This is a genomic window from Neisseria subflava (assembly GCF_024205745.1).
GTDB classification, from domain to species: Bacteria; Pseudomonadota; Gammaproteobacteria; order Burkholderiales; family Neisseriaceae; genus Neisseria; species Neisseria flavescens_B.
Genome location: NZ_CP073117.1, coordinates 1,570,478 through 1,594,540 on the forward strand (window position 1 = coordinate 1,570,478; position 24,063 = coordinate 1,594,540).

24 protein-coding genes and 1 tRNA gene are annotated in these 24,063 nt (G+C 48.0%); 15 read left to right on the forward strand and 10 right to left on the reverse strand.

Features of this window, described 5'->3' with window-relative positions; translation table 11 throughout:
- Positions 1–38 precede the first annotated feature (38 nt).
- From KCG55_RS07520 to tgt, 4 genes are all read right to left on the reverse strand, one after another.
- Positions 39–530 (reverse strand): disulfide bond formation protein B, encoded by a 492-nt coding sequence (locus KCG55_RS07520; protein WP_003683060.1) that lies wholly within the window; start codon positions 528–530, stop codon positions 39–41.
- Between the two features lie 206 nt (positions 531–736).
- Positions 737–1,135 carry a c-type cytochrome gene (locus KCG55_RS07525; protein WP_254322636.1) on the reverse strand — a complete coding sequence of 133 codons (399 nt, stop codon included), beginning with the start codon at positions 1,133–1,135 and terminating at the stop codon, positions 737–739.
- Positions 1,136–1,256: 121 nt separating this feature from the next.
- Positions 1,257–2,267, reverse strand: a complete 1,011-nt coding sequence (hemH, locus tag KCG55_RS07530; RefSeq protein WP_254322637.1) for a ferrochelatase — start codon at positions 2,265–2,267, stop codon at positions 1,257–1,259.
- An 85-nt stretch (positions 2,268–2,352) separates the two neighbouring features.
- Positions 2,353–3,468 (reverse strand): tRNA guanosine(34) transglycosylase Tgt, encoded by a 1,116-nt coding sequence (tgt, locus tag KCG55_RS07535; RefSeq protein WP_254322638.1) that lies wholly within the window; start codon positions 3,466–3,468, stop codon positions 2,353–2,355.
- Between the two features lie 237 nt (positions 3,469–3,705).
- On the opposite strand from tgt, the gene KCG55_RS07540 reads away from it, so the two are divergent.
- From KCG55_RS07540 to KCG55_RS07605, 14 genes are all read left to right on the forward strand, one after another.
- Positions 3,706–3,782: transfer RNA gene (locus KCG55_RS07540), tRNA-Val, on the forward strand.
- 52 nt (positions 3,783–3,834) lie between these two features.
- Entirely contained in the window at positions 3,835–5,748 is a 1,914-nt protein-coding gene (gene thrS, locus KCG55_RS07545) for a threonine--tRNA ligase (RefSeq protein WP_254322639.1), read from the forward strand.
- A 17-nt stretch (positions 5,749–5,765) separates the two neighbouring features.
- The gene (infC, locus tag KCG55_RS07550) at positions 5,766–6,287 is read left to right on the forward strand and encodes a translation initiation factor IF-3 (RefSeq protein WP_079453677.1); all 522 of its coding nucleotides are present in this window, start codon (positions 5,766–5,768) and stop codon (positions 6,285–6,287) included.
- Positions 6,288–6,429: 142 nt separating this feature from the next.
- Positions 6,430–6,627 (forward strand): 50S ribosomal protein L35, encoded by a 198-nt coding sequence (gene rpmI / locus KCG55_RS07555; protein WP_003675505.1) that lies wholly within the window; start codon positions 6,430–6,432, stop codon positions 6,625–6,627.
- A gap of 12 nt (positions 6,628–6,639) precedes the next feature.
- Positions 6,640–6,999, forward strand: a complete 360-nt coding sequence (gene rplT, locus KCG55_RS07560; RefSeq protein ID WP_003675502.1) for a 50S ribosomal protein L20 — start codon at positions 6,640–6,642, stop codon at positions 6,997–6,999.
- A 248-nt stretch (positions 7,000–7,247) separates the two neighbouring features.
- Positions 7,248–8,237 carry a phenylalanine--tRNA ligase subunit alpha gene (gene pheS, locus KCG55_RS07565; protein WP_254322640.1) on the forward strand — a complete coding sequence of 330 codons (990 nt, stop codon included), beginning with the start codon at positions 7,248–7,250 and terminating at the stop codon, positions 8,235–8,237.
- 38 nt (positions 8,238–8,275) lie between these two features.
- On the forward strand, positions 8,276–8,692 hold the full coding sequence (locus KCG55_RS07570) for a hypothetical protein (protein WP_254322641.1): 417 nt from the start codon (positions 8,276–8,278) through the stop codon (positions 8,690–8,692).
- 102 nt (positions 8,693–8,794) lie between these two features.
- Entirely contained in the window at positions 8,795–9,109 is a 315-nt protein-coding gene (locus KCG55_RS07575; protein ID WP_254322642.1) for a hypothetical protein, read from the forward strand.
- 127 nt (positions 9,110–9,236) lie between these two features.
- Complete coding sequence (gene pheT / locus KCG55_RS07580) at positions 9,237–11,600, forward strand: phenylalanine--tRNA ligase subunit beta (RefSeq protein ID WP_254322643.1); 2,364 nt, start codon at positions 9,237–9,239, stop codon at positions 11,598–11,600.
- A gap of 114 nt (positions 11,601–11,714) precedes the next feature.
- Positions 11,715–12,017, forward strand: a complete 303-nt coding sequence (locus tag KCG55_RS07585) for an integration host factor subunit alpha (RefSeq protein ID WP_003680933.1) — start codon at positions 11,715–11,717, stop codon at positions 12,015–12,017.
- A complete protein-coding gene (locus KCG55_RS07590; RefSeq protein ID WP_254322644.1) occupies positions 12,001–12,348 on the forward strand; it encodes a hypothetical protein in 348 nt (115 codons plus the stop codon). The genes KCG55_RS07585 and KCG55_RS07590 overlap by 17 nt, the downstream gene beginning before the upstream one ends.
- 326 nt (positions 12,349–12,674) lie before the next feature.
- A complete protein-coding gene (gene trpA, locus KCG55_RS07595) occupies positions 12,675–13,460 on the forward strand; it encodes a tryptophan synthase subunit alpha (protein ID WP_254322645.1) in 786 nt (261 codons plus the stop codon).
- A gap of 75 nt (positions 13,461–13,535) precedes the next feature.
- Positions 13,536–14,402, forward strand: a complete 867-nt coding sequence (accD, locus tag KCG55_RS07600) for an acetyl-CoA carboxylase, carboxyltransferase subunit beta (protein WP_070461440.1) — start codon at positions 13,536–13,538, stop codon at positions 14,400–14,402.
- Positions 14,403–14,512: 110 nt separating this feature from the next.
- Positions 14,513–15,520 (forward strand): IS5 family transposase, encoded by a 1,008-nt coding sequence (locus KCG55_RS07605; RefSeq protein WP_254322646.1) that lies wholly within the window; start codon positions 14,513–14,515, stop codon positions 15,518–15,520.
- 166 nt (positions 15,521–15,686) lie between these two features.
- On the opposite strand, the gene KCG55_RS07610 is transcribed toward KCG55_RS07605, so the two are convergent.
- The 6 genes from KCG55_RS07610 to KCG55_RS07635 form a co-directional block, all read right to left on the reverse strand.
- On the reverse strand, positions 15,687–16,133 hold the full coding sequence (locus KCG55_RS07610) for a GatB/YqeY domain-containing protein (protein WP_254322647.1): 447 nt from the start codon (positions 16,131–16,133) through the stop codon (positions 15,687–15,689).
- Positions 16,134–16,231: 98 nt separating this feature from the next.
- Positions 16,232–16,444, reverse strand: a complete 213-nt coding sequence (rpsU, locus tag KCG55_RS07615; RefSeq protein WP_003680926.1) for a 30S ribosomal protein S21 — start codon at positions 16,442–16,444, stop codon at positions 16,232–16,234.
- A gap of 277 nt (positions 16,445–16,721) precedes the next feature.
- Positions 16,722–18,569 (reverse strand): lytic transglycosylase domain-containing protein, encoded by a 1,848-nt coding sequence (locus KCG55_RS07620; RefSeq protein WP_254322648.1) that lies wholly within the window; start codon positions 18,567–18,569, stop codon positions 16,722–16,724.
- 178 nt (positions 18,570–18,747) lie between these two features.
- On the reverse strand, positions 18,748–19,215 hold the full coding sequence (locus tag KCG55_RS07625) for an FxsA family protein (RefSeq protein ID WP_070814431.1): 468 nt from the start codon (positions 19,213–19,215) through the stop codon (positions 18,748–18,750).
- Positions 19,216–19,382: 167 nt separating this feature from the next.
- Positions 19,383–20,900 (reverse strand): polyamine aminopropyltransferase, encoded by a 1,518-nt coding sequence (locus KCG55_RS07630; RefSeq protein WP_349306505.1) that lies wholly within the window; start codon positions 20,898–20,900, stop codon positions 19,383–19,385.
- 124 nt (positions 20,901–21,024) lie between these two features.
- A complete protein-coding gene (locus KCG55_RS07635; protein ID WP_254322650.1) occupies positions 21,025–22,098 on the reverse strand; it encodes a porin in 1,074 nt (357 codons plus the stop codon).
- Positions 22,099–22,427: 329 nt separating this feature from the next.
- On the opposite strand from KCG55_RS07635, the gene KCG55_RS07640 reads away from it, so the two are divergent.
- Positions 22,428–24,047, forward strand: coding sequence for an ABC transporter substrate-binding protein (locus KCG55_RS07640; RefSeq protein ID WP_254322651.1), 1,620 nt, complete (start codon positions 22,428–22,430; stop codon positions 24,045–24,047).
- The last annotated feature ends 16 nt before the right edge of the window (positions 24,048–24,063 follow it).

The following is a 24,063-nucleotide window of genomic DNA, read 5'->3' on the forward strand; positions in this document are numbered from 1 at the left end:
GTCTGAAATTTCAGACGGCCTTTTTATATCGAAACCAATCAGATTTTTCTGGTTTTCAACCAAGCCCAAAGCAGCAGCAATACGACAAAGCCGAAATACAAAATACTCCACACCGGCAGGGCGACGCCGAATAGATAGTCCGGCTCGGCGCAGTTGCCAAAGCCACGGACGATGGGTTCAAACCAATCGAACAAAGGCCAGTCGCGCAGGCGGAAGGTCCAAGGTGCGCCGCAAGAAGGGGCGGTGCCGGGCGGCAGGCTTTGCAGCCAAATTTGATAGGCGGCGACACCGGCGCCGTAAACGGCCGGGGCGGCAATCAACAATGCCGAGAGCGAGCGGGCAAATTTGGAAGATTGAGAACTAAATGCCGTAACAATGGCCAACAGTCCGACAGCCAATACGCACAAGCGTTGCAGGATGCACAATACGCACGGGTTCATGCCCAAAACGTATTGGGAAATAAAGGAGCCGCAGGCGGCAAATATGGAGAGGACGACTAGAAATAAAACAGTCTTGCGGAAAAAGTTCATAACATAAAACCTTTCAGACGGCCTGGACGCAAAACAGCCGATAAATAATGTTTACTTTAACACAAAACGAATATGCTTTTTTTTGGTTTGACGGTTTTTTGCGTATGTTTGTTGATGTTGCGTAACAATAAATATGGAAATAAAAATGTGTTCCATATCGAAAAGGCCGTCTGAAATGTTCAGACGGCCCTTAGGGGAGAGACGTTTTATTTTTTCCCGTGAGATTTTTTGACATCTGCTTCAGTAATCGTACCGCCGCCATTATTAAAGGCGTTCATGATGTAAGTGGCAACCGCGGCGACATCGGCATCGTTGATGGCGGTAGCAGGCATGAAGCCGTTGTAGGATTTGCCGTTTACTTTAATCGGGCCGTTGATGCCTTTGGTCATGCTTTGCAACAGGGCTTGCGGTTTTTTGTTGATATAGTCGGACTGGAATAAAGGCGGGAACATGGCACCCCGGCCTTCGCCTTTTTTACCGTGGCAGGCAGCGCAGTTGGTTTCGTAAATTTTTTGTCCTTTGCTCATCAGAGCGGCATCAGCGGCAAAAGCAGTTGGGATGCTGAGTGCGGTTAGAAGGAGCAGGATAGGGCGGAGTGTAGTCATGATGTGTTCCTTTTTGAGTGGTATTTTTTGATGGCCACACGCTTGGTTTGCGTTTTAATAGCTTGATGATAACGCTAAAGGCCGTCTGAAAGTGGATTTTTCAGACGGCCTTTGGTTTAGGTCAAATCCAACCTTGCAGATTGGCCCGACTTAATTGTGCAAGTGCGGCAATCCAGTCGGCGGAATCGTTGAGGCAAGGGATGTAACGGTATTCTTTGCCGCCTGCAGCGTGGAATTGTTCGCGTCCCATAATGGCGATTTCTTCCATGGTTTCGAGGCAGTCGGCCAGGAAGCCGGGGCAGAATACGTCGAGTTTGGTTGTACCTTGTTTCGGCAGCTGATCAAACAGGGCTTGCGTGCTGGGCTTGATCCATTGGGATTTGCCAAACTGGCTTTGGAAAGAAACGATGTATTCTTGTTCGGACAAGCCCAATGCCTGCGCCAACAGCTTGGCGGTATGGTGGCACTCGTCAGGATAGGGGTCGCCGTCGTCGTGATGCTTTTGCGGAATGCCGTGGAAACTCAACATCAGTTTTTCGCTACGTCCATTTTGAGCCCAATAGGCTTCAATATGCTGCTTCATGGCTTGAATATAGGCGGCATCATCGTAATAACGGGAGACGGTGCGGACACTCATTTGGTTGCGTTGCAGCAATAACTCTTGAAACACTTTGTCCAAAGCCGCGCCGGTAGAAGAACCGGCATATTGCGGATAGAGTGGAATGACCAGCAATTTGCCCACGCCTTGGGCTTTGAGTTCCGCCAAAACGTCGGCAATGCTTGGATTGCCGTACGTCATGGCATGACGGACGATGACATCGGGCAAATGTTTGGCCAGGGCTTCTGCTTGGCGGTGTGTGTAAACCTCAAGCGGCGAACCTTCTTTAAACCAAACTTTTTCATAGGCATGCGCGCTTTTTTTCGGGCGAAAAGTCAATACCAAGCCGCGCAATATCGGTTGCCATAAGAGCTTGGGCAGTTCGACAACGCGTTGATCGGAAAGAAATTCTTTCAAGTAAGGCTTGACTGCGGCAGCAGTGGGCGCGTCAGGCGTGCCGAGGTTGAGCAGCAGGACGGCGGTACGGTTTTGTGCGGTGTAGGCTAAGGGCGGTTCGGTATGGAAACGGGACATGATTGTGCTTTATTAATTAAGAATATTGAGGCCGTCTGAAAAGCATTTTGAATTAAAACCTGATTTCAGACGGCCTTTTAAAGGATTAATCCACACCGCGGGCGCGATTTTCATGGAATTGCGCCTGCCAATCGGCAAATTTGCCTTGTTCGATGGCTTCGCGCATTTCTGCCATGATGATTTGGTAGAAGTGCAGATTGTGGATGGTGTTGAGCTGTGCGCCCAAGATTTCGCCGACTCGGTGCAGATGGTGTAGGTAGGAGCGGCTGAAATTCTGACAGGCGTAGCAGGTGCAGCTTTCATCAATCGGACGCTTGTCGAGTTTGTGTTTGGCGTTTTTGATTTTCAAATCGCCAAAACGGGTAAACAGCCAGCCGTTACGCGCATTGCGGGTAGGCATGACGCAGTCGAACATATCCACGCCGTGTGCCACGCCGTACACCAAGTCTTCAGGCGTGCCGACGCCCATCAAATAATGAGGTTTGTGTTCCGGCAAGATAGGGCCGACGGCGCGCAACATGCGGTACATTTCGGGCTTGGGTTCGCCAACGGACAAGCCGCCGATGGCCAAGCCGGGGAAGTCGAGTTCTTCCAAACCTTTCAGCGATTCTTCGCGCAAATCTTCATACATCGCGCCTTGTACAATGCCAAACAGCGCATTCGGGTTTTTCAGGTCTTCAAAAGCCTTTTTGCTTCGTTCCGCCCAACGCAGGCTCATTTGCAGCGATTTTTGCGCTTGGCTGTGCGTTGCTTCGCCAGGGGTGCACTCGTCCAACTGCATCACGATGTCGGAATTCAATACGGTTTGAATTTTCATCGACACTTCGGGTGAGAGGAACAGTTTGTCGCCGTTGATCGGGCTTTGGAATGTACAGCCTTCTTCGGTCAGCTTGCGCATGTCGGATAACGAGAATACTTGGAAACCGCCTGAGTCGGTCAAAATCGGCTTGTCCCAGCCGATAAATTCGTGCAGGCCGCCGAATTGTTCGATGACTTCCAAGCCGGGGCGCAGCCACAGATGGTAAGTGTTGCCTAAGATAATTTGCGCTTTAATGTTATGCAGGTTTTGCGGGTTCATTGCTTTGACCGAACCGTAAGTGCCGACCGGCATAAATACCGGCGTTTCGATTTTGCCGTGGTTCAGTTCCAAAGTGCCGCGTCGGGCATGACCGTCTTTTTTGTGTAAGGTAAATTTGAGCATAGTAATAATAGATTGGACGTTCGCGTGTGTGCGAAATGAAAGGGCAGATTATAAAGGATTTTTCGTTGGGTGACGGCTGGATTTTATCTTTGTCAAAACAATGCTTCAGACGGCCTGAATGATGGAGGAAATAAAAAATGAGGTATAAATCAAACAAAAATATTCAGGCCGTCTGAAAAGTATTTACAGATGCTTGCAAAAGGGAACACGCTTCGTTACAATAAGTGACTTAGATGAAGGCACATAGCTCAGTTGGTTAGAGCACCACCTTGACATGGTGGGGGTCGTTGGTTCGAGTCCAATTGTGCCTACCAAATTTCCATAACGGCTTTATGCCGTTATTTTTTAATGTTTTGGAGCTTTCTGATGTTGAACATTACCTTGCCGGACGGTTCGGTCCGCCAATATGAATCACCCGTTACCGTGGCGCAAATCGCAGCGTCTATCGGTGCAGGTTTGGCAAAGGCAACGGTAGCGGGCAAGGTTAACGGTAAATTGGTGGATGCTTGCGATCCGATTACCGAAGATGCCCACGTTCAAATCATTACGCCTAAAGACAAAGAAGGTGTGGAAATTATCCGCCACTCCTGCGCACACTTGGTTGGTCATGCAGTCAAGCAGCTCTATCCTGATGCCAAAATGGTTATCGGCCCGGTGATTGAAGACGGGTTCTATTACGATATCGCAACTGAAAAACCATTTACGCCTGATGATGTGGCCGCTATCGAAGCGCGCATGAAAGAGTTGATTGCACAAGACTATGACGTTATTAAAGTGATGACGCCTCGTGCAGAAGCCGTCAAAATTTTCCAAGATCGCGGCGAAGAGTACAAATTGCGTCTGATTGAAGACATGCCTGAAGTGGAAGCAATGGGCATGTATCATCATCAAGAATACGTCGATATGTGCCGCGGTCCTCACGTTCCCAATACCCGTTTCTTGAAAAACTTCAAGCTGACCAAGCTGGCAGGCGCATACTGGCGCGGCGACAGCAACAATGAAATGTTGCAACGTATTTACGGTACGGCTTGGGCAAGCAAAGATGAATTGAAAGCCTATATCCAACGTATCGAGGAAGCAGAAAAACGCGACCATCGTAAGCTGGGTAAACAATTGGATTTGTTCCACCTGCAAGATGAAGCGCCGGGTATGGTGTTCTGGCATCCTAAAGGCTGGGCTTTGTGGCAAGTGATTGAGCAGCATATGCGCAAAGAGTTGAATGCTGCCGGTTATAAAGAGGTTAAAACACCTCAGATTATGGATAAAACCTTCTGGGAAAAATCCGGCCACTGGGAAAATTATAAAGACAATATGTTTGTGACCAGTTCAGAAAAACGCGAATACGCGGTTAAACCGATGAACTGTCCGGGTCATGTGCAAATTTTCAATAACGGCTTGCGCTCATATCGCGATTTGCCAATGCGTTTGGCTGAGTTCGGTTCTTGCCACCGCAATGAACCAAGCGGTGCATTGCATGGTCTGATGCGTGTTCGCGGTTTTGTGCAGGATGATGCGCACATCTTCTGTACTGAAGATCAAATCGTTGATGAGGCACGTGCATTCAATGAATTGCTGGTTCGCATTTACAAACAATTCGGCTTCCATGATGTTGCCGTGAAGTTGTCCCTCCGCCCAGAACAACGTGCAGGTTCTGACGAAGTTTGGGATAAGGCAGAACAAGGTCTGCGCGATGCATTGACCGCTTGTGGCGTAGAGTGGGAAGAGTTGCCTGGCGAAGGCGCATTCTATGGTCCTAAGATTGAATATCATGTCAAAGATGCCTTGGGTCGCTCTTGGCAGTGCGGCACCCTACAGTTAGACTTTGTATTGCCGGAGCGTTTGAATGCAGAATATGTAACAGAAAACAACGACCGTGTGCGTCCTGTGATGTTGCACCGTGCTATTTTGGGTTCATTGGAGCGCTTCATCGGTATTTTGATTGAAAACCATGCAGGCTCATTCCCATTGTGGCTTGCACCGGTTCAAATGGTGATTATGAATATCACCGAGAACCAAGCAGATTATTGTCGCGAAGTGGCTGCTAAATTACAGGCAGCGGGCTTCCGTGTCGAATTGGATTTGCGTAACGAAAAAATCGGTTACAAAATCCGTGACAACAGCCAATACCGTTTCCCTTATCAAATCGTCGTCGGCGATAAAGAGAAACAAGAAAACAAAGTTGCGGTACGCCGCAAAGCAGAAGACTTGGGTTCTTTGAATGTAGATGATTTTATTGCACAATTGCAGCAAGAAATCACTGACGCCCTCGTCAATCATTAATTTTTATAGGAGTATTCATCATCGCTCAAGAACGCGAAGCACGAATCAATGGTGAAATTACCGCCAAAGAAGTGCGATTAATCAGTGAGTCAGGCGATCAGCTTGGTGTCGTTTCAGTTCGTGAAGCTTTGGCTATGGCCGAAGAGCAAGATGTCGATTTGGTAGAAATTTCCCCAACTGCCAAACCGCCCGTATGCAAACTGATGGATTACGGTAAATACAAATACCAACAAGCCAAGAAGCGCGACGAAGCCAAGAAAAACCAAAAGCAGGTACAAATCAAGGAAATTAAATTCCGTCCGGGTACTGATGAAGGCGACTATCAAATCAAGATGCGCAACATCAACCGCTTCCTTGCCGATGGTGACAAAGTTAAAGTGACATTGCGTTTCCGCGGTCGTGAGATGGCACACCAACAATTGGGCGCCCAACTGCTTGAACGCGTAAAAGAAGAGTTGGCTGAAGTGGCACAAATCGAGTCCTTCCCTAAAATGGAAGGCCGCCAAATGGTGATGATGATTGCGCCTAAGAAAAAATAAAGCTATAATGCAAGGCTTATTTCGATTGCCGCTCGAAATAAGGTTTAATTAGCGGCAAAAACCGTGGTATTTTGGGTTCCAAGTGTTTGAAATTTATTTCAAAACCCCTTATACCTTATCTAATAACGAATGGAGTTTTCCAATGCCTAAAATGAAAACCAAGTCTAGCGCGAAAAAACGCTTTAAAGTACTGGGTAACGGTGGTGTAAAACGCGGTCATGCGTTCAAAAGTCACATCCTGACCAAAAAAACCACTAAAACTAAACGTCAATTGCGCGGCACCGCTATGGTTGATTCACGCGATTTGGCTTCTGTTGCTAAAATGTTGCCCTACGCTTAAGGAGTTTAGAATATGCCACGCGTAAAACGCGGTGTTACCGCTCGTGCTCGTCACCAAAAAGTCTTCGCGTTAGCCAAAGGCTACCGCGGTCGTCGTAAAAACGTTTACCGTGTTGCCAAACAAGCGGTAATGAAAGCCGGTCAATACGCATACCGTGACCGTCGCCAACGCAAACGTCAATTCCGTCAACTGTGGATCGTTCGTATCAACGCAGGTGCCCGTGAAAATGGTTTGTCTTACAGCAAATTCATGAACGGCCTGAAACGCGCTGCTATCGAAATCGACCGCAAAGTATTGGCTGATTTGGCTGTATTCGACAAAGCTGCATTTGCACAATTGGTTGAAAAAGCTAAAGCTGCTTTGGCTGCTTAATTCGATAAGATTATTTAAAAAGGAAGCTTATGCTTCCTTTTTTCTTTTCTTAAAGAAATCCTATGTAGTTGATTTTCTTTCTTTAAACTCTATTTTTTTATACTAATTTGCGATAAAATAGGCCTCTCTTATCAAACGGATTGGCCGCAGTAAGACAAAAGGCCGTCTGAACGGGTTTGAAATCAAATCCAACAGACGGCTTTGTTGTTTTAGACGGCCTGCCATCAACAAACAGACGATAAACCACTATGGAAAATGTAAACCGTATCGTTGCAGAAGGTATTGCCGCTATTGAAGCCGCGCAAGACTTCAATGCTTTAGAACAAATTAAAGCACGCTATCTTGGTAAAACCGGCGAATTGACCGGACTTTTGAAAACTTTGGGTCAAATGTCTCCTGAAGAGCGTAAAACCATAGGTGCGCACATCAACGAATGCAAAAATCAGTTTCAGACGGCCTTTAATGCCAAACGCGATACCCTAAATGAAGCCAAGCTGCAAGCTCAATTGGCTGCAGAAGCATTGGATATTACTTTGCCGGGCCGTGCGCAAGAACATGGCGGTTTGCATCCAGTTACTTTAACTTTGCAACGTGTGGTCGAGCTGTTTCACGGTATGGGTTTTGAAGCAGCGGACGGCCCTGAAATCGAAGACGATTTCCATAATTTCCAAGCCTTGAATATTCCTGCAAATCACCCAGCGCGTGCGATGCAAGATACTTTCTACGTTGAAAACGGCGACGTTTTGCGTACGCACACTTCCCCGATTCAAATCCGCTATATGCTCGACAAAAAAGAGCCACCCATCCGCATTATCGCCCCCGGCCGCGTTTACCGCGTGGACAGCGACGCTACGCACTCGCCCATGTTCCACCAAGCTGAAGGCCTGTGGGTAGAAGAAGGCGTAACTTTCGCCGATTTGAAAGCCGTGTTTACCGATTTTATCCGCCGCTTTTTCGAACGCGATGATTTGCAGGTACGTTTCCGTCCGTCTTTCTTCCCGTTCACCGAACCGTCCGCTGAAATCGACATCATGGGCGAAAACGGCAAATGGCTGGAAGTCGGTGGTTGCGGTATGGTGCATCCTAACGTGTTGAAAAACGTGAATATCGATCCTGAAAAATACACCGGTTTCGCCTTTGGCATTGGCCTCGATCGTTTCGCTATGTTGCGTTACAACGTGAATGATTTGCGACTGTTTTTTGATAACGATTTGAACTTTTTGAAGCAGTTCGGCTAGATGATTGAAAAACTTGATTGATATGGAGAATGGTAAAGATGGAACATATATATTTACTTTATGGTGCAAGTAATAAGGGCAAAAGTACCACTTTAAAAAATTTGGCCGTCCAATTATTACAATTATTTCCAAATGAATTGGTTTACTTTGAGCAAGTTGGAGAAATTGATTTTTTGGCTGTTTGGGATAATCAAAAAGTAAGACTAGGCATTTATTCAGGTGGCGATAATAAGTCAATAGTTTTCCGTAATTTTAGTGCGTTACAAAATATGAATTGTAACTTTATTATTGGTGCAACACGAACTGGCGGAGGTTCTGTACAAGCAGCAGAGAGTTATGCTGAGTTGTTTGGCCAAGAAATTAGATGGATTGAAAAGCAGGTTGCTAGTGATTCGGATAATGATGAGTGCCAAAAAGAGCTTGTTAAGATTGTTAAAAAAATTCTAAAACAATAAACAGGGAAGGCTTGACTCAATTTCAGGCGATTTTCGTGCTTAATAGTAAGTATTCAGGTAGTCTAAAATGAAAAAGCAGCCTGAACAGTAAAACGCTAAATTATGAAACGCTATGTTGCCCCATCCATTTGCTATGCGCTTGCTTTTGTATTGTGGCTGCTGTCCATATATTGCGAAAACTATGCTTTGTCGTTGGCTGATTTGAAAACCCTGACCGGCGACGATGTAGAAGGTGCAATAAGGTGGTCGAATTATGGATCTGCCTCGTTTATCGTATCCTGTTTTGCCACCGCGATCGGTAGTTGGTTGATGCCGTGGTTCAAAAGCTGGGAGCGTGTAGCGTTTATAGTGAGTGTCACCTTAGGTTATGCCTTGCTAGCGTGGTTTGTAACAATATTTATTGTTTTGATTGCTTAAGGTTTGAAAAGGCTACCTGAAAGCAACAGCCCCAACAAAGTTAAAAACCAGCCTGCGCCCCTAAACAAACAGGTCGTCTGAAAACAAAATCTGATAAAAAAGTTAATTAGTTGATTGAGAACATAACATGCAATTCTCCTACTCATGGCTGAAAACCCAAGCCGATACCGAACTTTCCGCCGATAAGCTGGAACATCTGTTAACCATGTCTGGCTTGGAAGTGGAAGAAGCCGAGACTGCTGCGCCTGCGTTTACAGGTGTGGTGATTGCCGAAGTGAAATCCGTTGAAAAACATCCTGATGCCGATCGTTTGAACGTTACCCAAGTTGATGCGGGTACGGGTGAGTTGGTTCAGATTGTTTGTGGTGCGCCGAATGTCAAGCCGGGTATTAAAGTGCCGTGTTCGTTGCCGGGTGCAGTTTTGCCGGGCAATTTCAAAATTAAGCCGACTAAAATGCGTGGTGTACCATCAAACGGTATGTTGTGTTCGACCAATGAACTGGGTTTGCCTGATGATGGTGTAGACGGTCTGCATATTCTGCCTGAAGATGCGCCTGTCGGTGCCAATATCCGCGAATACTTGGATTTGGACGATACGCTGTTTACGTTGAAAATTACGCCTAACCGCGCTGATTGCTTGAGTGTTAAGGGCATTGCGCGTGAGGTTTCTGCGTTGACTCAATGTGCGTTTACGCCTGTTGAAATTCAGACGGCCTCTATCGGCAGTGAGAAAAAACAGGCTGTCCGTATTGATGCACCGGCTGACTGCGGCCGTTTTATCAGTCGCATTATTGAAAATGTTAATGCGAAAGCGGCTACTCCCGATTGGATGAAGCAACGTTTGGAGCGCAGCGGTATCCGCAGCATTTCTGCATTGGTGGACATCGGCAACTATGTCATGCTGGAAATCGGTCAGCCTATGCATGTTTTCGATGCGGATAAGCTGTCAGGCAATTTGATTGTCCGCCGTGCTCAAAATGGCGAGACTTTGGCGTGCCTGAATGAGAAGACGGTTACTTTGGCTGACAATACACTGGTGGTCGCTGATGAAAAAGGTGCGTTGAGCTTGGCCGGCTTGATGGGTGGCGAGGCAAGCGCGGTTTCAGACGACACGCAAAATATCGTGCTGGAAGCGGCTTGGTTTACTCCGGAGATTATTGCCGGTAAATCCCGTCAATACGGTTTTGGCTCGGATTCTTCTTTCCGTTTTGAGCGTGGCGTGGATTACCGCTTGCAAGCTGATGCCATTGAGCGTGCCACTGAATTGGTGGTACAGATTTGCGGTGGTACAGCCGGTGAAATGGTTGAAGCACAAGGCAAATTGCCTGAGGCAAAACAGGTTGAATTGCGTTTAGGCCGTCTGAAAACGGTATTGGGCGTTGAAATCCCTGCCGAGCAAGTCGAAATTATCTTGCAACACTTGGGTTTGCAGCCTGAGAAAACCGCAGAAGGCTTCCGTGTTACTTCTCCTAGCTTCCGTTTCGATATTGAAATCGAAGCCGATTTGATTGAAGAAATCGGCCGTGTTTACGGTTATGAAAATATTCCTGACGACTATACTTCAGGCCGTCTGAAAATGTTGGCTTTGCCTGAAACCAAACGCCCGCGTTTTGCAGTTTATAACGAAATGGCGGCACGCGGTTACCGTGAAGTGGTCAGCTATGCGTTTGTGGATGAGCAATGGGAGCAAGACTTTGCTGCCAATACCAATCCTATCCGCCTGCAAAATCCGTTGGCGGCGCAGTATGCAGTCATGCGTTCTACGCTTATCGGCGGTTTGGTGGAAGTTTTGCAAAACAATTTGAACCGTAAGCAAAACCGTGTACGCGTATTTGAGATTGCCCGTGTGTTCAGCAAAGATTCGGCTGATCAATTTGTTCAAAACGAACGTATCGGCGGTTTGTGGTATGGCTCTGTGCTGCCTGAGCAATGGGGCGAGAAAACACGTAACGTAGATTTCTACGATATGAAAGCCGATGTTGAGAGCCTTTTGAAAAACAAGGAAGTATCCTTTGTTAAGACCGAACATCCGGCATTGCATCCTGGTCGTGCCGCCAATATCGTTTCAGACGGCCGAGTAATTGGTTTTGTTGGCGAGTTGCATCCGAAATGGCTGCAAAAATATGATTTGCCGCAAGCGCCGCTGGTATTTGAAATCGATATGGATGCGGTATTGGGTCGTGAGAAAACCCGTTATCAGTCTGTATCCAAATTCCAACCTGCACGCCGAGATTTGGCATTTGTAATGCCTGAGGCTGTAACGCATGATGATTTGTTAAATGCCCTGAAAGCGGCGGCGAACAAGCTGGTTCAAGAAATCAGCGTGTTTGACGTTTACCGCGGTACGGGCGTGCCTGAAGGCATGAAGAGCGTTGCCGTCAAAATCATTTTGCAAGATATGGAAAATACGCTGACAGATGAAGTCATCGAGCCTTTGGTTGCGAAAATGATTAAAGCGGCAGCCGAAAAAGACGCACAGCTTCGCACTTAAAATAAGATAAAAGTTGTCGCCAAAAATCACCAATAATATTTGATTTTTTGGTGAGGACTTGATTTTTAAAAGAATTTTGGTAATAATTGCACCAGTTTGAATGAAGGTAAACACATGACACTAACTAAAGCAGAATTGGCTGATATTTTGGTCGACAAAGTCAGCAACGTCACCAAGAATGATGCCAAAGAAATCGTCGAGCTCTTTTTTGAAGAAATCCGCAGCACTTTGGCGCGTGGTGAAGAAATTAAAATTTCCGGTTTCGGCAATTTCCAATTGCGCGACAAACCTCAACGCCCTGGTCGTAACCCTAAAACAGGCGAAGAAGTGCCGATTACCGCACGCCGTGTGGTAACTTTCCATGCCAGCCAAAAACTCAAAGGCATGGTGGAGCATTACTATGACAAACAACAATAATCCGGTTATTCCTGCCAAGCGTTATTTTACGTTGGATGAAATGTGCCACTTGGTGCAAATCAGTCCGGCTCAGTTTGCCCAATGGCAACATGAAAATAATGTTGTGATTGGATACGGTGGCGATCGATATACGCGCTCAGATGTAGTTAAGTTGTTGAAACTGAAAGATACGTTTGAACCGTATATCGATACGTTCAGCCGTAGTGCTTTAGATGCAAACGGCAATCCTGCCGCCAATGCAGAAGAAGTTCGTCATGGTCTGATGCAGGTTTTGTCCGATTTGGAGCGTCATCTTGGTTCTGAGCAACAAAACCACCATGTCGAGCTGTAATCGATAAGAAAATTGTGATCAAAAGTGCGAAGGCATACAAAGATTTGCATAATTGATTCTAATAAAGGCTGTTTGAATGATTTTCAGGCGGCCTTTATTGTTTTATATTGCTTTCAAAATATCAGAATCTTGATTGCAAATGATTCTATGAAATAGCTGTAAATGTTATACTTAGCCTCTTGTTTGCCGATTGGGAAGAAGCAGTCATTAGATAATGCGGATAGATGCCGCCTTTTCATGGCAGACTGAGGTTTTTAAAACAAATGTAACGGCAGAATAAATAGGCTGCCGGACAACATTCAAATCGATGAAATGGATAGCAGAAAATGAGCAGAATCCAACAAACTTTCTCAGTGCTCAATGGCGCAAAAGCACTGATTCCTTATATTACGGTGGGTGATCCCAACCTTGAGACAACCTTGGCATTGATGCATGGCCTGGTAGCTAATGGTGCTGATATTTTGGAACTGGGTGTGCCGTTTTCTGACCCGATGGCGGATGGTCCGACCATTCAGCGTGCGGCCGAAAGGGCGTTGGCAAATCATGTTTCTTTGCACGACGTATTGGAAACAGTACGTTTGTTCCGCCAAACCAATGATAAAACGCCGATTGTGTTAATGGGCTATTTGAACCCTGTACATAAAATGGGCTATCAGGCGTTTGCGCAAGCGGCTGCCGAAGCAGGCGTTGATGGCGTGTTGACTGTGGATTCTCCGGTAGAAACCATTGCGCCTTTGCATGAGTCGTTGAAAGCACAAGGTATTGATTGCATTTTCCTTATTGCACCAACAACAACTGAGGAGCGTATTCAAACGATTGCCAAAGTAGCCGGCGGTTTTGTGTATTATGTATCGCTCAAAGGCGTGACCGGTGCGGCAAGTTTGGATACTGAAGAAGTTTCGCGTAAAATAGAGCTTTTGCGCAAATACATCGATATTCCGATTGGTGTCGGCTTCGGCATTAATAATGCGGAGAGTGCGCGTAAGATTGGTGCGGTGGCGGATGCCGTTATTGTCGGCAGCCGTATCGTCAAAGAGATTGAAAGCCACGTGGGTAGCGAGGCTGAAGCTGTAGGCGCGTTGGTTAAAGAGTTGAAAGACGCGATTCGCTAAATTTTTCCATTCCATTATTTCAGACGGCCTTATGTTCGACTGGCCGTCTGAATTCTGAATCCTAAGGAGTCATTCATGAGCTGGCTAGATAAAATTCTTCCTCCGAAAATTAAAAACCGAAGCAGTTCGTCCAGCGTCCCTGAAGGTCTGTGGCACAAATGTCCGTCTTGTTCGGCAACGGTTTACTCAACCGAGTTGAAACAAAACAGCGAAGTCTGCCCGAAATGTAATCATCACAATCCGCTTTCTGCGCGCGAACGTTTGGACCTGCTTTTGGATGAAGAAGGTCGTGAAGAGATTGCAGCCAATATTAAGCCAACAGACCCTCTGAAATTTAAAGACAGCAAAAAATATCCTGACCGCCTTGCTGCTGCGCGTAAAGCAACCGGTGAAGACGATGCTTTGGTCGTTATGAAAGGCACTATGAACGGCCTGCCTGTCGTAGTGGCTGCTTTTGAATTCCGCTTTATCGGCGGATCCATGGGTTCGGTAGTGGGCGAGCGTTTCGTACAGGGTGTGCGTCGTGCTGTTGCAGATAATTGTTCGTTTATTTGCGTGGCGGCTTCCGGTGGTGCGCGTATGCAGGAGGGTTTGAACTCTTTGATGCAGATGACGAAAACCAGCGCGGCTTTGCATTTGCTGACTGAAAAACGTCTGCCGTTTATTTCCGTATTGACCGACCCGACCATGGGCGGCGTATCTGCTAGCTTTGCCTTCTTGGGCGATGTGGTTTTGGCAGAGCCGAATGCTCTGATTGGTTTTGCAGGTCCGCGCGTTATCGAGCAGACTGTACGCGAAACCCTGCCGGAAGGTTTCCAGCGTGCAGAATTCTTGTTGGAGAAGGGCGCAATCGACCAAATCGTCGATCGCCGTTCCATGAAAAAACGTATCAGCGATTTAATTACCTTGTTGCGTCATGAAGGTAAAGTAACCGCTGCTTGATTAGCATAATAAGAAAGGCCGTCTGAAAATAATATTTCAGACGGCCTGAGACCTTTGCAAAATTCCCCAAAATCCCCTAAATTCCCACCAAGACATTTAGGGGATTTCTCATGAGCACCTTCTTCCAGCAAACCGCACAAGTCATGATCGCCAAACACATCGACCGTTTCCCACTATTGAAGTTGGATCAGGTGATTGATTGGCAGCCGATCGAACAATACCTGAATCGTCAAAGAACCCGTTACCTTCGAGACCACCGTGGTCGTCCCGCCTATCCCCTGTTATCCATGTTCAAAGCCGTCCTGCTCGGCCAATGGCACAGCCTCTCCGATCCCGAACTCGAACACAGCCTCATCACCCGCATCGACTTCAACCTGTTTTGCCGTTTTGACGAACTGAGCATCCCCGATTACAGCACCTTATGCCGCTACCGCAACTGGCTTGCGCAAGACGACACCCTGTCCAAATTATTGGAACTGATCAACCGCCAACTGACCGAAAAAGGCTTAAAAGTAGAGAAAGCATCCGCCGCCGTCATTGACGCCACCATTATCCAGACCGCCGGCAGCAAACAGCGCCAGGCCATAGAAGTTGATGAGGAAGGACAAGTCAGAGGCCAAACTACACCGAGTAAAGACAGCGATGCCCGTTGGATAAAGAAAAACGGCCTCTACAAACTCGGTTACAAACAACATACCCGTACCGATGGGGAAGGCTATATCGAGAAACTGCACATTACCCCCGCCAATGCCCATGAGTGCAAACATCTGTCGCCTTTGCTAGAAGGGATAGCCGAAGGCACGACTATCTATGCCGATAAAGGCTATGACAGTGCGGAAAACCGTCAATATCTGGAAGAGCGTCGACTGCAGGACGGCATTATGCGCAAAGCCCACCGTAAACATCCGCTGACGGAAGCGCAAACCAAACGCAACCGATATTTGTCGAAGACCCGTTATGTGGTCGAACAAAGCTTTGGTACGTTGCACCGTAAATTCCGCTACGCCCGGGCAGCCTATTTTGGTCTGCTCAAAGTGAGTGCGCAAAGCCATCTGAAGGCGATGTGTTTGAACCTTTTGAAAGCCGCCAACAGGCTAAGTGCGCCTGTAGCTGCCTAAAAGGCGGCCGGATGCCTGATTATCAGGTATCCAAGAGGGATTAAGGGGGTATTTGGTTAGAATCAGTGGATATTTGAAATAAAAAACAGCCGAAAACCTGTGTTTAGGTTTCGGCCGTTGGGGAAAAGGAATTTTGCAAAGGTCTCGGCCTTTTGATTATTGATGATTAAGCAGTTAATGCGGCTTTTAAAACCTTGTTGACTTCGCCCATGTCGGCTTTGCCGGCCAGACGGGTTTTCAATACGCCCATGATTTTGCCCATATCGGCCATGCCTGATGCACCGGTTTCTGCAATGGCTGCTTCAACGACAGTCTTGATTTCTTCTGCAGACATCATTTGGGGCAGGTAGTGGTTGAGGATTTCGATTTCCGCGTTTTCTTTGTCAGCCAAATCTTGACGGCCGGCTTCGGTATAGATTTTGGCACTGTCTTTGCGTTGTTTCACCATTTTGGTCAGGATAGAGATGACTTTGGCGTCATCGGCTTCAGTGCGCTCATCTACTTCAAATTGTTTGATAGCGGCATTAATCAGGCGGATAGTGCTTAAAGACACTTGGTCTTTGGCACGCATGGCGGTTTTCATGTCTTCGGTTAATTGTGTTTTTAGGCTCATAATGTTCTCACTTTATATAAAAAGATGCCGTCTGAAAAACAAAACACACCGCAAAGCTGCCCTTGCGGTGTGTCGTTTATCACAGGGCAGGCCTGTAATTAGTACATTTTAGGAGGCAGTTGTTGGCTGCGCAGACGTTTTTGCAGACGTTTGGCTGCAGCAGCTTTTTTGCGTTTGCGTTCGGTAGTTGGTTTTTCGTACGCTTCACGGGCGCGCAGTTCGGTCAACAGACCGGTTTTTTCTACGGCACGTTTGAAACGACGCATGGCAACTTCAAATGGTTCATTCTCTTTAACACGAATAGCAGGCATTTTATTTCCTTTAAATTTTGTTCAATCAAACCGTTTTAAGAAATAGAGGACGGTTTGTCATAATGGGGTAGTTGTTGTATCGCTGGTTTGCCTAAGGCAGGGCAGGATACGCGCCGTGATGTAAACATCACCTCCTAACAAGTCGGCTTTTGCCGTGCAAGTGACCTTTTCGGTCAGAAACAATCGGGCGATTATCTTATAAACCCGATAGTCTGTCAAGATTGCAGGCCGTCTGAACGTTTGATTCTGTCTCACTTTTCAGACGGCCTATTGGGTATCAATAGCGGCCGGGAACCGTACCCATACGTTGTTTCAACGAAGTTTGCGGTTCGTTGAACAATGATGCGTAATAAGTCGCGTTGGTCATGACTTTTTTCACATAGTCGCGGGTTTCGGTGAATGGGATGGTCTCGGCATAGATGGCACCTTCCAAAGGCGAAGAGGCCTGCCAGTTGCGGGCACGACCGGGGCCGGCATTGTAGCCTGCGGTGGCCATTACTTCGTTATTTTGCAGGCGGCGTTTGGCATCTGCCATGTACCAAGTACCCATGCGGATGTTGCCATCCATGGTGTAGAGTTCGCTGCTGCTCATGCCGATTTTACCGGCGATTTCGCGGGCGGTTGCAGGCATGACCTGCATCAGGCCTTGTGCGCCGACGCTGGATTGAGCGCCCATGACAAAGCGGCTCTCTTGGCGAATCAAACCGTAAACCCATGCAGGGTCAACGCCTGCCTGTGCGGCATAGTGGACGGTCAGGTCTTTAAACGGAGAGAGGTAGCGCAGTTTGTAGTTGAGTTTGTGGTCGGTACGGTCTGCGCTGTTGATTGCCATGTCGTAGAACTGGTTGTCAAAAGCGACTTGTGCGGCAGTCAGCAGGTTGTCTTCGTTGAAGTCGCGGGTGGCAAAACGCCATTCTGCCTGTGCCTGACGGCGCATTTTGGAGTCGCCGTTGCTTTGGCTGTTTTTAAACAGAACCAATGCGCGTTTGATGGCGCCGTCTTCGCTCATGCGGCGGACGTCTTTGGCATCGGCATCGGAAACGTTGTTGCGCGTATTGATGCGGCGGCCCAATTCTTCACCTGCCATTACGGCGTAGAAATTGCGGCCGGAAGCGGCGGCTTTTTCGTACATTTCTTTGGCTTGGCTGCTTTTGCCTTGTGCGGCAAAGCTGCGGCCCAGCCAATATTGCCATGTCGGGTCTTTTTGCAGTTTTTCAGGCATATGCTGAATTACGCTTGCCAATTCGTCCCAACGTTGCAGGCGCAGAGCGGCGCGTGCGTACCATTCTAATTGTTCGTCGGTCAGTTGTTTGCGGTCGGAAACGCGGCCGTAGTAGCTTAAAGCAGTCGGCATGTTTTGGCTTTGTGCATGGTAGTGGCCCAATACGCCCCATGCGAAGCTGCGTTGTTCGCGGCTGAGGCCGGATTCCATGTCAGACAGGGTGGCGGCGGCAGAAGCGGATTTGCGTGCATCTTTGCCGATCACGCTCAACAGGCTGTATTCGGTCGCACCTTGTGCGCCACCTTCAAAGGGGCTGCCCAATGCGGCGGCGAGGTTGCGTGCATCTGTGGTTTGACTGTTGCTCAACAAGCCGCGCACGCGACGCCATGCGTCGTTGGTGTTCAGACGGCCTGAGGCTGCCGCGCTTTCAACCAAGCGGGTACAACCGGCAGGCAGTTTGCTAGTCACGCGAACCAGCTCGGCGGCTTTGCTGTAATTGCCGCTGCTCAAATCGGCATAACATTGCACTTCTTGTGCGACGCCGGCAGCGTTCAATTTACTGAATTCTTGACGGAACAAATCCCATTGGCCGCGCGCGCCCAAGGTTTTCAGCCATTCGTTGCGGACGTTTTCAGCCATTGCGCTGTCGCTGGCTTGGGATAAAAATTGTTGTACCCAAGCATCGTCACCGCGTTTGGCGGCATCGATGGCGCTTTGGTATTGGCTGTAATCGGACAGGATTTTGGATTCGCTGTCGGCGCGGCGTGAAGGAATAGAAGTAGATTTAGGCTGAACGACGGTTTCGGTATTCGAAGCAGTCGGTGTGTTTTGGGTGGAGCACGCCGATAAAACAGCGGCGGTAATCAAGCTGAGGGAGAGAGGGAAAAGACGTTGAACGTTCATTGGATACCGTGTCGTTTTTAGAATCAAAATAGCTGCTTATTTTAAATGATTTATGCGGAATAACCGAATTACAAACCGATATTTACATTTTCAAAGCCCGGAAAGGACTAAGGCCGTCTGAAATATGAAACACTTTTGAGGTATTCCTAATTCAGACGGCCTGTTATGAAGGAAGTCGTCAATCGGGTTTGTGTTCGATATAGTCTTGCGGTTTGTCGGCTTTGCTGGTGCGCGTAACCGTATATTCGCCTTCGATAATGTCTTCATCATCTTTGGCGGAACTGTAAGTCTGGCGGCTTTGGAAAGACTGCGTAGAAGAAACGGCCGCATTGCCTTTAAACGGAATCAGCAAGAGCAGGGCAACGGCGGTTGAAATAAAGCCAGGGCTGAGTAGGAAAACCGCGGCGGCAGTATAGCGAATCGGCCACAGCATCTGATAGAGGGAAATGTTTTGTCCGCTGCGGACGGCTGCGCCTGCGAGCAATAGGCCGGAGATGCCGGTATGGCGCAGCATAAAGATACCGCTGATAAAGCTGAGAGCCATCAAAAACAGCGTCCAACCGCCGCCAAGCCAGTCGGCAACCCAGACGATGGACATGATTTCCAAAAAGATTAAAACCAAAAAACCGATTCCAAAATACTGCATAAGTGTTTGTTCCTTCATTCAACGGATAGTGTCGATTGTGTTCTATCTAGATAAAGATAAACCTTATTTTTTCAAGCAAATGCTGTGTGAAAAAGGGTAAACGGGCGATGAGGCCGTCTGAACGGAGATAAAAAGAAGGCAAATGTTTCAGACGGCCTTTAGATATTCTATCGCATCACATTGTTCCAATCACTTTCAAAATAACTGACGAGAATTTGGTTGTTCAAATAATTTGCTTCAACCTTGCGCCTTGCCATATCGGGCGGAAAACGGAACATTTCGGCGACAGTCTGGGCATTAAGATAGCGGGTGGGTACATCGAATTTTTGCGGAATAGGGAAGTTTTGGTCAAACCCTGCCAACACAAATCCCCATTCGCCAAAGGAGGGGACGTAGACGTGATAGGGCGCGGTATTCAACTTGGCCGCTTCGAGGGTGGCAACGACCGACCAGTAGGCATTGGGTGCGAAATAAGGCGAAGTCGATTGCACAACAATCTTACCCTGCGGCTCAAGATGGCGGGCCACGAGGCGGTACATGGGGACGGAGTAGAGTTTGCCCAGCGAGAAATTGGACGGGTCGGGCAGGTCGATGATGATAACGTCGAATTTTTCAGACGACCCTTCCAGCCATTTGGCGGCATCATCGTTGACGACGTGCATTTTGGGATGGGACAGCGAACCTTGGTTGAGCGCGCTCAAGGTGGCGGAGGTTTTAAAAGTAGCGGTCATGTCGGGGTCGAGATCGACCAAAGTCACATTTTTGACCTGCGGATATTTCAAGACTTCGCGTGCCGCCAATCCGTCGCCGCCGCCGAGAATCAGGACGCGTTCGGCGTTTGGCACCATCTGCATGGCAGGCAGGACGAGTGCTTCATGGTAACGGGCTTCATCGCGTGAGGAGAATTGTAGGTTGCCGTTGATATAGAGGCGGGTGTCGTCTTTCCAGCGGGTAACGACGAGTCGTTGGTAGGGTGAATGGCTTTGATAGACAACGGGATCGCCGAAATAGCTTTGTTCGGCTTTAAAGGAAATACGGTCGGCGTAGACGAAGAGCGTAATGAGTGCGGTCAATACGATAAACGCACGCGTGCGGATGGCGCGGTAGCGGGGCAGTTCGGCTTTGAACACGCGCGCGGTCAGATAGGCGACGGCGGCGTTGAAAATGCCGAACAACAAGGCAGAACGCGCCATGCCGAGTTTGGGGGCGAGCAGAAGCGGAAATAATAACGAGACGGCGAGTGCGCCCAAGTAGTCGAAGGTCAATACTTTGGAAACGAGTTCTTTAAATTCCGCCCCTTTTTGGTTTAACACGCGCATGACCAAAGGAATTTCCATACCGACAACCATGCCGACAATCAGTACAAAAGCGTAGAGTAGGGTGCGGAATGGGGCGGCGGATAAACCGAAGGCCACGAATAATGCCAGCGCGGAAATGCCGCCGATGATGCCGACCAGAAGTTCGATTTCGATAAAGCGGTGCAATACGTCTTTATCTTTGATGTATTGGGTCAGGTGGGCGCCGATACCCATTGAAAACAGATAAAGCCCGATGACGGAGGAAAACTGCAAAATACTGTCGCCCAAAAGATAGCTTGCGAGCGCGGCGATGATGAGCTCGTAAGCGAGGCCGCAGCTGGCGACGATAAAAACGGAGATGATGAGGGTGCGGTGGGCGTTCATGATGACGTTTTTGTTGCTTGAGTGTGGGCAATGTAATGATTTTTAAGGTGGGCTGCAAGTTTAATTATAGGATGTAGAAAAGGCCGTCTGAACAAATTGTTTCAGACGGCCTTTAATCTGTCAGGCATTAATAGCGGTGTTTGAATACCATGCCCACTGCGTAAGAAGATTTTTTCGGCAAATCTTCGTCGTATTTCGGATTGACGTTTTCTTTCAACCAGCCGGCGCCGAGTGTGGCAGTTGTCCGTTTGGAGAAGCTGTAATCGGTGCTGACGGCGACGTGTTTGTAGTCTTCGCCGATAGAACTTTTACCGTAGGCGAAGCCGATTTGAGGTTTGAAATTGCCGATTTTATATGAACCCGATACCATAAATTCTTTGGTGTTGTTGATTTCTTTGTCTTCGTGTTTTATTTTTTTACCATTCTTTTCCTCCTCCCATGGCCCCCAGCAGCTGAAGCCGTCGCAAGTATTTTTGGCGTATTGGAACGCGGCATCGACGGAGATTTTGTCTTTGCTGTATCCGGCCATGAATGCATGGGCTTGGAAGTCTTTGGTTTCGGTCGGAGAGTCGTTGGGTGCGTATTCGGCGGCGTAGTGCGCGTTAAAGCCGTTGTTGGGGTGGTAGTAGTCTACACCCCAGCCGAAGACCCAGTCGCCGTCACGTTTTTTGTCCGGATTCCAGTTGTTGTTGTTGCGTGCGGCATTGGAACCTGGGGAAACGTTGAATTTGAATTGGAAACCGTTTTTCCAAGGCGACTCATAAGCCATGGAAACACGACGTTGGCCGAAGCGGGAAATTTTGCCGAATTCCAAAATCGAGCTGTTGGTGTCGAACGGGTTCAGATAAATGCTGTTCATGGGTGTACTGATGTAACCCATTTTGACGGTACCAAGGTTTTTGTAGCTGTTGAGCGCGACGTATGAGTCGGCAGTGCCCCAGCCGCCCCAGCGGTCAGAATCGAAGTAAATAAAGGAGCCAAGTTGCCATTTCAGCCATAAGTCGTTGTTGAGTCGTACTTCATCGGAGAGATAAAGACTGGAACTTTTATCGGAAATGGTTGTATTGGTGACGCCGGTTTTATTGTTGTGTTCGACCTCGGTCATGAGGTAGATGGTACCGCTCATTTTAGGTTCGGCGTGGGCGGCGCTTATGGAAGAGCCGATGAGTGCAGTGGCAATAAGGTAGGGTAACTTCTTCATTTAATTCTCCTTTTTGTGTTTTTTTCTTGCTTGCGGCGAAAGAGTCTGGATAATCTTATTTGACAAATTATAAAAAATCAATACATTTGTAACTTATCGTAGGATAAATTGAAAAATAGTTTTCAGTTACGTATTTTTGTGTTAATTTGCCGACAATCTTGGATGGCTTACTATTATTCTGATGGAATATGTAGTTTAAAACACTATTTTCATGACTTGAAATAGACGATTTAACTGCATTGGCAAAATTCTAACTAAATGTAGTCGAGTGTAGTTTGAATAATCAGGCCGTCTGAAAAAGAAGAATACCCAAAAAGAAGGAATGAAATATGGCCGGAAAAACCTATCCGCTGTTGGCTGCATCATTGGCTGCCGTATTCGCGTTGTCGGCGTGCAGCCGCGATGTCAAGCCTGCTCCTGAGTTTAAACGTACCGATTATGAGCGCGTGGTGGTCAGCAACGGCGTCGAGCCGGGCACGCTGGACCCTCAGATGAGCGGCGATATGGCGGCCGGTGCGATTATCCGTCAGTTGATGGATGGTTTGGTCGGTACGGATGCCGAAGGCAAAACCATTCCTGCTTTGGCGGAAAAATGGGAGAGCGAGGGCGAGCGTATTTGGACCTTCCATCTGCGTGATGCCAAATGGAGCAATGGCGATCCGATTACTGCCGAAGATTTCGTGTACAGCTTCCGCCGTCTTGCCGATCCGGCCACTGGCGCACCTTTCGGCAGCTATTTGGTCGATGCCCAAGTGGAAAATGCGGAAGATATATTAAACGGCAAAGCCAAGCCTGAGACATTGGGCGTCAAGGCGTTGGACGCGAAGACCCTGCAATTTACGCTGATTGCGCCCGTGCCTTATTTCCCCGATATGCTGATTCAGCAATTCACTTTTCCGGTTCACCGCGCTACTGTTGAAAAATACGGCAACAAGTGGACGCAGCCTGGTCATTATGTTTCCAGTGGCGCTTATCTGTTAAAGGATTGGAAAGTCAACAGCCACATCAATATGGAACGCAATCCCAATTATTACGATAAAGACAAAGTGGCCATTCCGAAGGCGGTTTTCTTATCAGGCAGCGGCGAGTACAACCGTTATCGTGCCAATGAAATTGATGTGACTTACGGTATCCCCAGCGATCAGGTCAAAGTGGCGGATATTGAGTTTCCGGGACAAGTGAAACGTACAACTTCTTTGTGCAGCTGGTATTTGGAGCCGAACCACGAAGCGGCGCCGTTTAACGATCCGCGCGTCCGCAAGGCGCTCAATATGCTGACGCGCCGCGACATCGTCGTCAAAGTGGGCGGCCGCGGCGATACGCCTGCGTTCCAGTTGACGCCGCCGCAAATGCAGGGCGTGATTCCTGTTTATCCGGAGTGGAAAGAGTGGACGCCTGAAAAACGCATCGAAACCGCACGCAAACTGTTGAACGAAGCAGGCTACAACGATGACCATCCGCTTGAGTTCGATATTTTGTACAGCACCAGCGAAGCGTCCAAAAAACAAATTACTGCCGTGCAGTCGGTGTGGAAAGCCGCCATTCCGTTTATCCGTCCGACTTTGTCCAACGAGGAATGGAAAACTTATTTGGATACGCGCGCGCAAGGTAATTTTAAGGTTTCGTTCAGCGGCTGGTGTTCCGATTTCAACGATCCGGCGGGTATGCTCAATATCTTGAAATCCAACAACTCAAACAATGCATTCCGCTACAAAAGCGCGGCGTTTGACACATTTATGAACAATACGCTGAAAGATGGTGTCAGCAAGGAAGCGCGCAGCCGGCTTTATGCCGATGCGGAGAAGCAGCTTCAAGAAGACGCTGCACTGATTCCGCTGTATCATCAGGTTGAAGTGCGTATGGTTAAACCTGATATCATCGGCTATTCCGACAAAGACCCTTTGCGGAACTACACAGTGAAGAGCTGGTCGTTCGCACCGAAAAAATAGATTGATTATAGACAGC

Coding starts and splice junctions, on each gene's coding strand:
- KCG55_RS07520 (WP_003683060.1), bottom strand. CDS start 530: ATGAACTTTTTCCGCAAGACTGTTTTATTTCTAGTCGTCCTCTCCATA.
- KCG55_RS07525 (WP_254322636.1), bottom strand. CDS start 1,135: ATGACTACACTCCGCCCTATCCTGCTCCTTCTAACCGCACTCAGCATC.
- hemH (WP_254322637.1), bottom strand. CDS start 2,267: ATGTCCCGTTTCCATACCGAACCGCCCTTAGCCTACACCGCACAAAAC.
- tgt (WP_254322638.1), bottom strand. CDS start 3,468: ATGCTCAAATTTACCTTACACAAAAAAGACGGTCATGCCCGACGCGGC.
- thrS (WP_254322639.1), top strand. CDS start 3,835: ATGTTGAACATTACCTTGCCGGACGGTTCGGTCCGCCAATATGAATCA.
- rpmI (WP_003675505.1), top strand. CDS start 6,430: ATGCCTAAAATGAAAACCAAGTCTAGCGCGAAAAAACGCTTTAAAGTA.
- rplT (WP_003675502.1), top strand. CDS start 6,640: ATGCCACGCGTAAAACGCGGTGTTACCGCTCGTGCTCGTCACCAAAAA.
- pheS (WP_254322640.1), top strand. CDS start 7,248: ATGGAAAATGTAAACCGTATCGTTGCAGAAGGTATTGCCGCTATTGAA.
- KCG55_RS07570 (WP_254322641.1), top strand. CDS start 8,276: ATGGAACATATATATTTACTTTATGGTGCAAGTAATAAGGGCAAAAGT.
- KCG55_RS07575 (WP_254322642.1), top strand. CDS start 8,795: ATGAAACGCTATGTTGCCCCATCCATTTGCTATGCGCTTGCTTTTGTA.
- pheT (WP_254322643.1), top strand. CDS start 9,237: ATGCAATTCTCCTACTCATGGCTGAAAACCCAAGCCGATACCGAACTT.
- KCG55_RS07585 (WP_003680933.1), top strand. CDS start 11,715: ATGACACTAACTAAAGCAGAATTGGCTGATATTTTGGTCGACAAAGTC.
- KCG55_RS07590 (WP_254322644.1), top strand. CDS start 12,001: ATGACAAACAACAATAATCCGGTTATTCCTGCCAAGCGTTATTTTACG.
- trpA (WP_254322645.1), top strand. CDS start 12,675: ATGAGCAGAATCCAACAAACTTTCTCAGTGCTCAATGGCGCAAAAGCA.
- accD (WP_070461440.1), top strand. CDS start 13,536: ATGAGCTGGCTAGATAAAATTCTTCCTCCGAAAATTAAAAACCGAAGC.
- KCG55_RS07605 (WP_254322646.1), top strand. CDS start 14,513: ATGAGCACCTTCTTCCAGCAAACCGCACAAGTCATGATCGCCAAACAC.
- KCG55_RS07610 (WP_254322647.1), bottom strand. CDS start 16,133: ATGAGCCTAAAAACACAATTAACCGAAGACATGAAAACCGCCATGCGT.
- rpsU (WP_003680926.1), bottom strand. CDS start 16,444: ATGCCTGCTATTCGTGTTAAAGAGAATGAACCATTTGAAGTTGCCATG.
- KCG55_RS07620 (WP_254322648.1), bottom strand. CDS start 18,569: ATGAACGTTCAACGTCTTTTCCCTCTCTCCCTCAGCTTGATTACCGCC.
- KCG55_RS07625 (WP_070814431.1), bottom strand. CDS start 19,215: ATGCAGTATTTTGGAATCGGTTTTTTGGTTTTAATCTTTTTGGAAATC.
- KCG55_RS07635 (WP_254322650.1), bottom strand. CDS start 22,098: ATGAAGAAGTTACCCTACCTTATTGCCACTGCACTCATCGGCTCTTCC.
- KCG55_RS07640 (WP_254322651.1), top strand. CDS start 22,428: ATGGCCGGAAAAACCTATCCGCTGTTGGCTGCATCATTGGCTGCCGTA.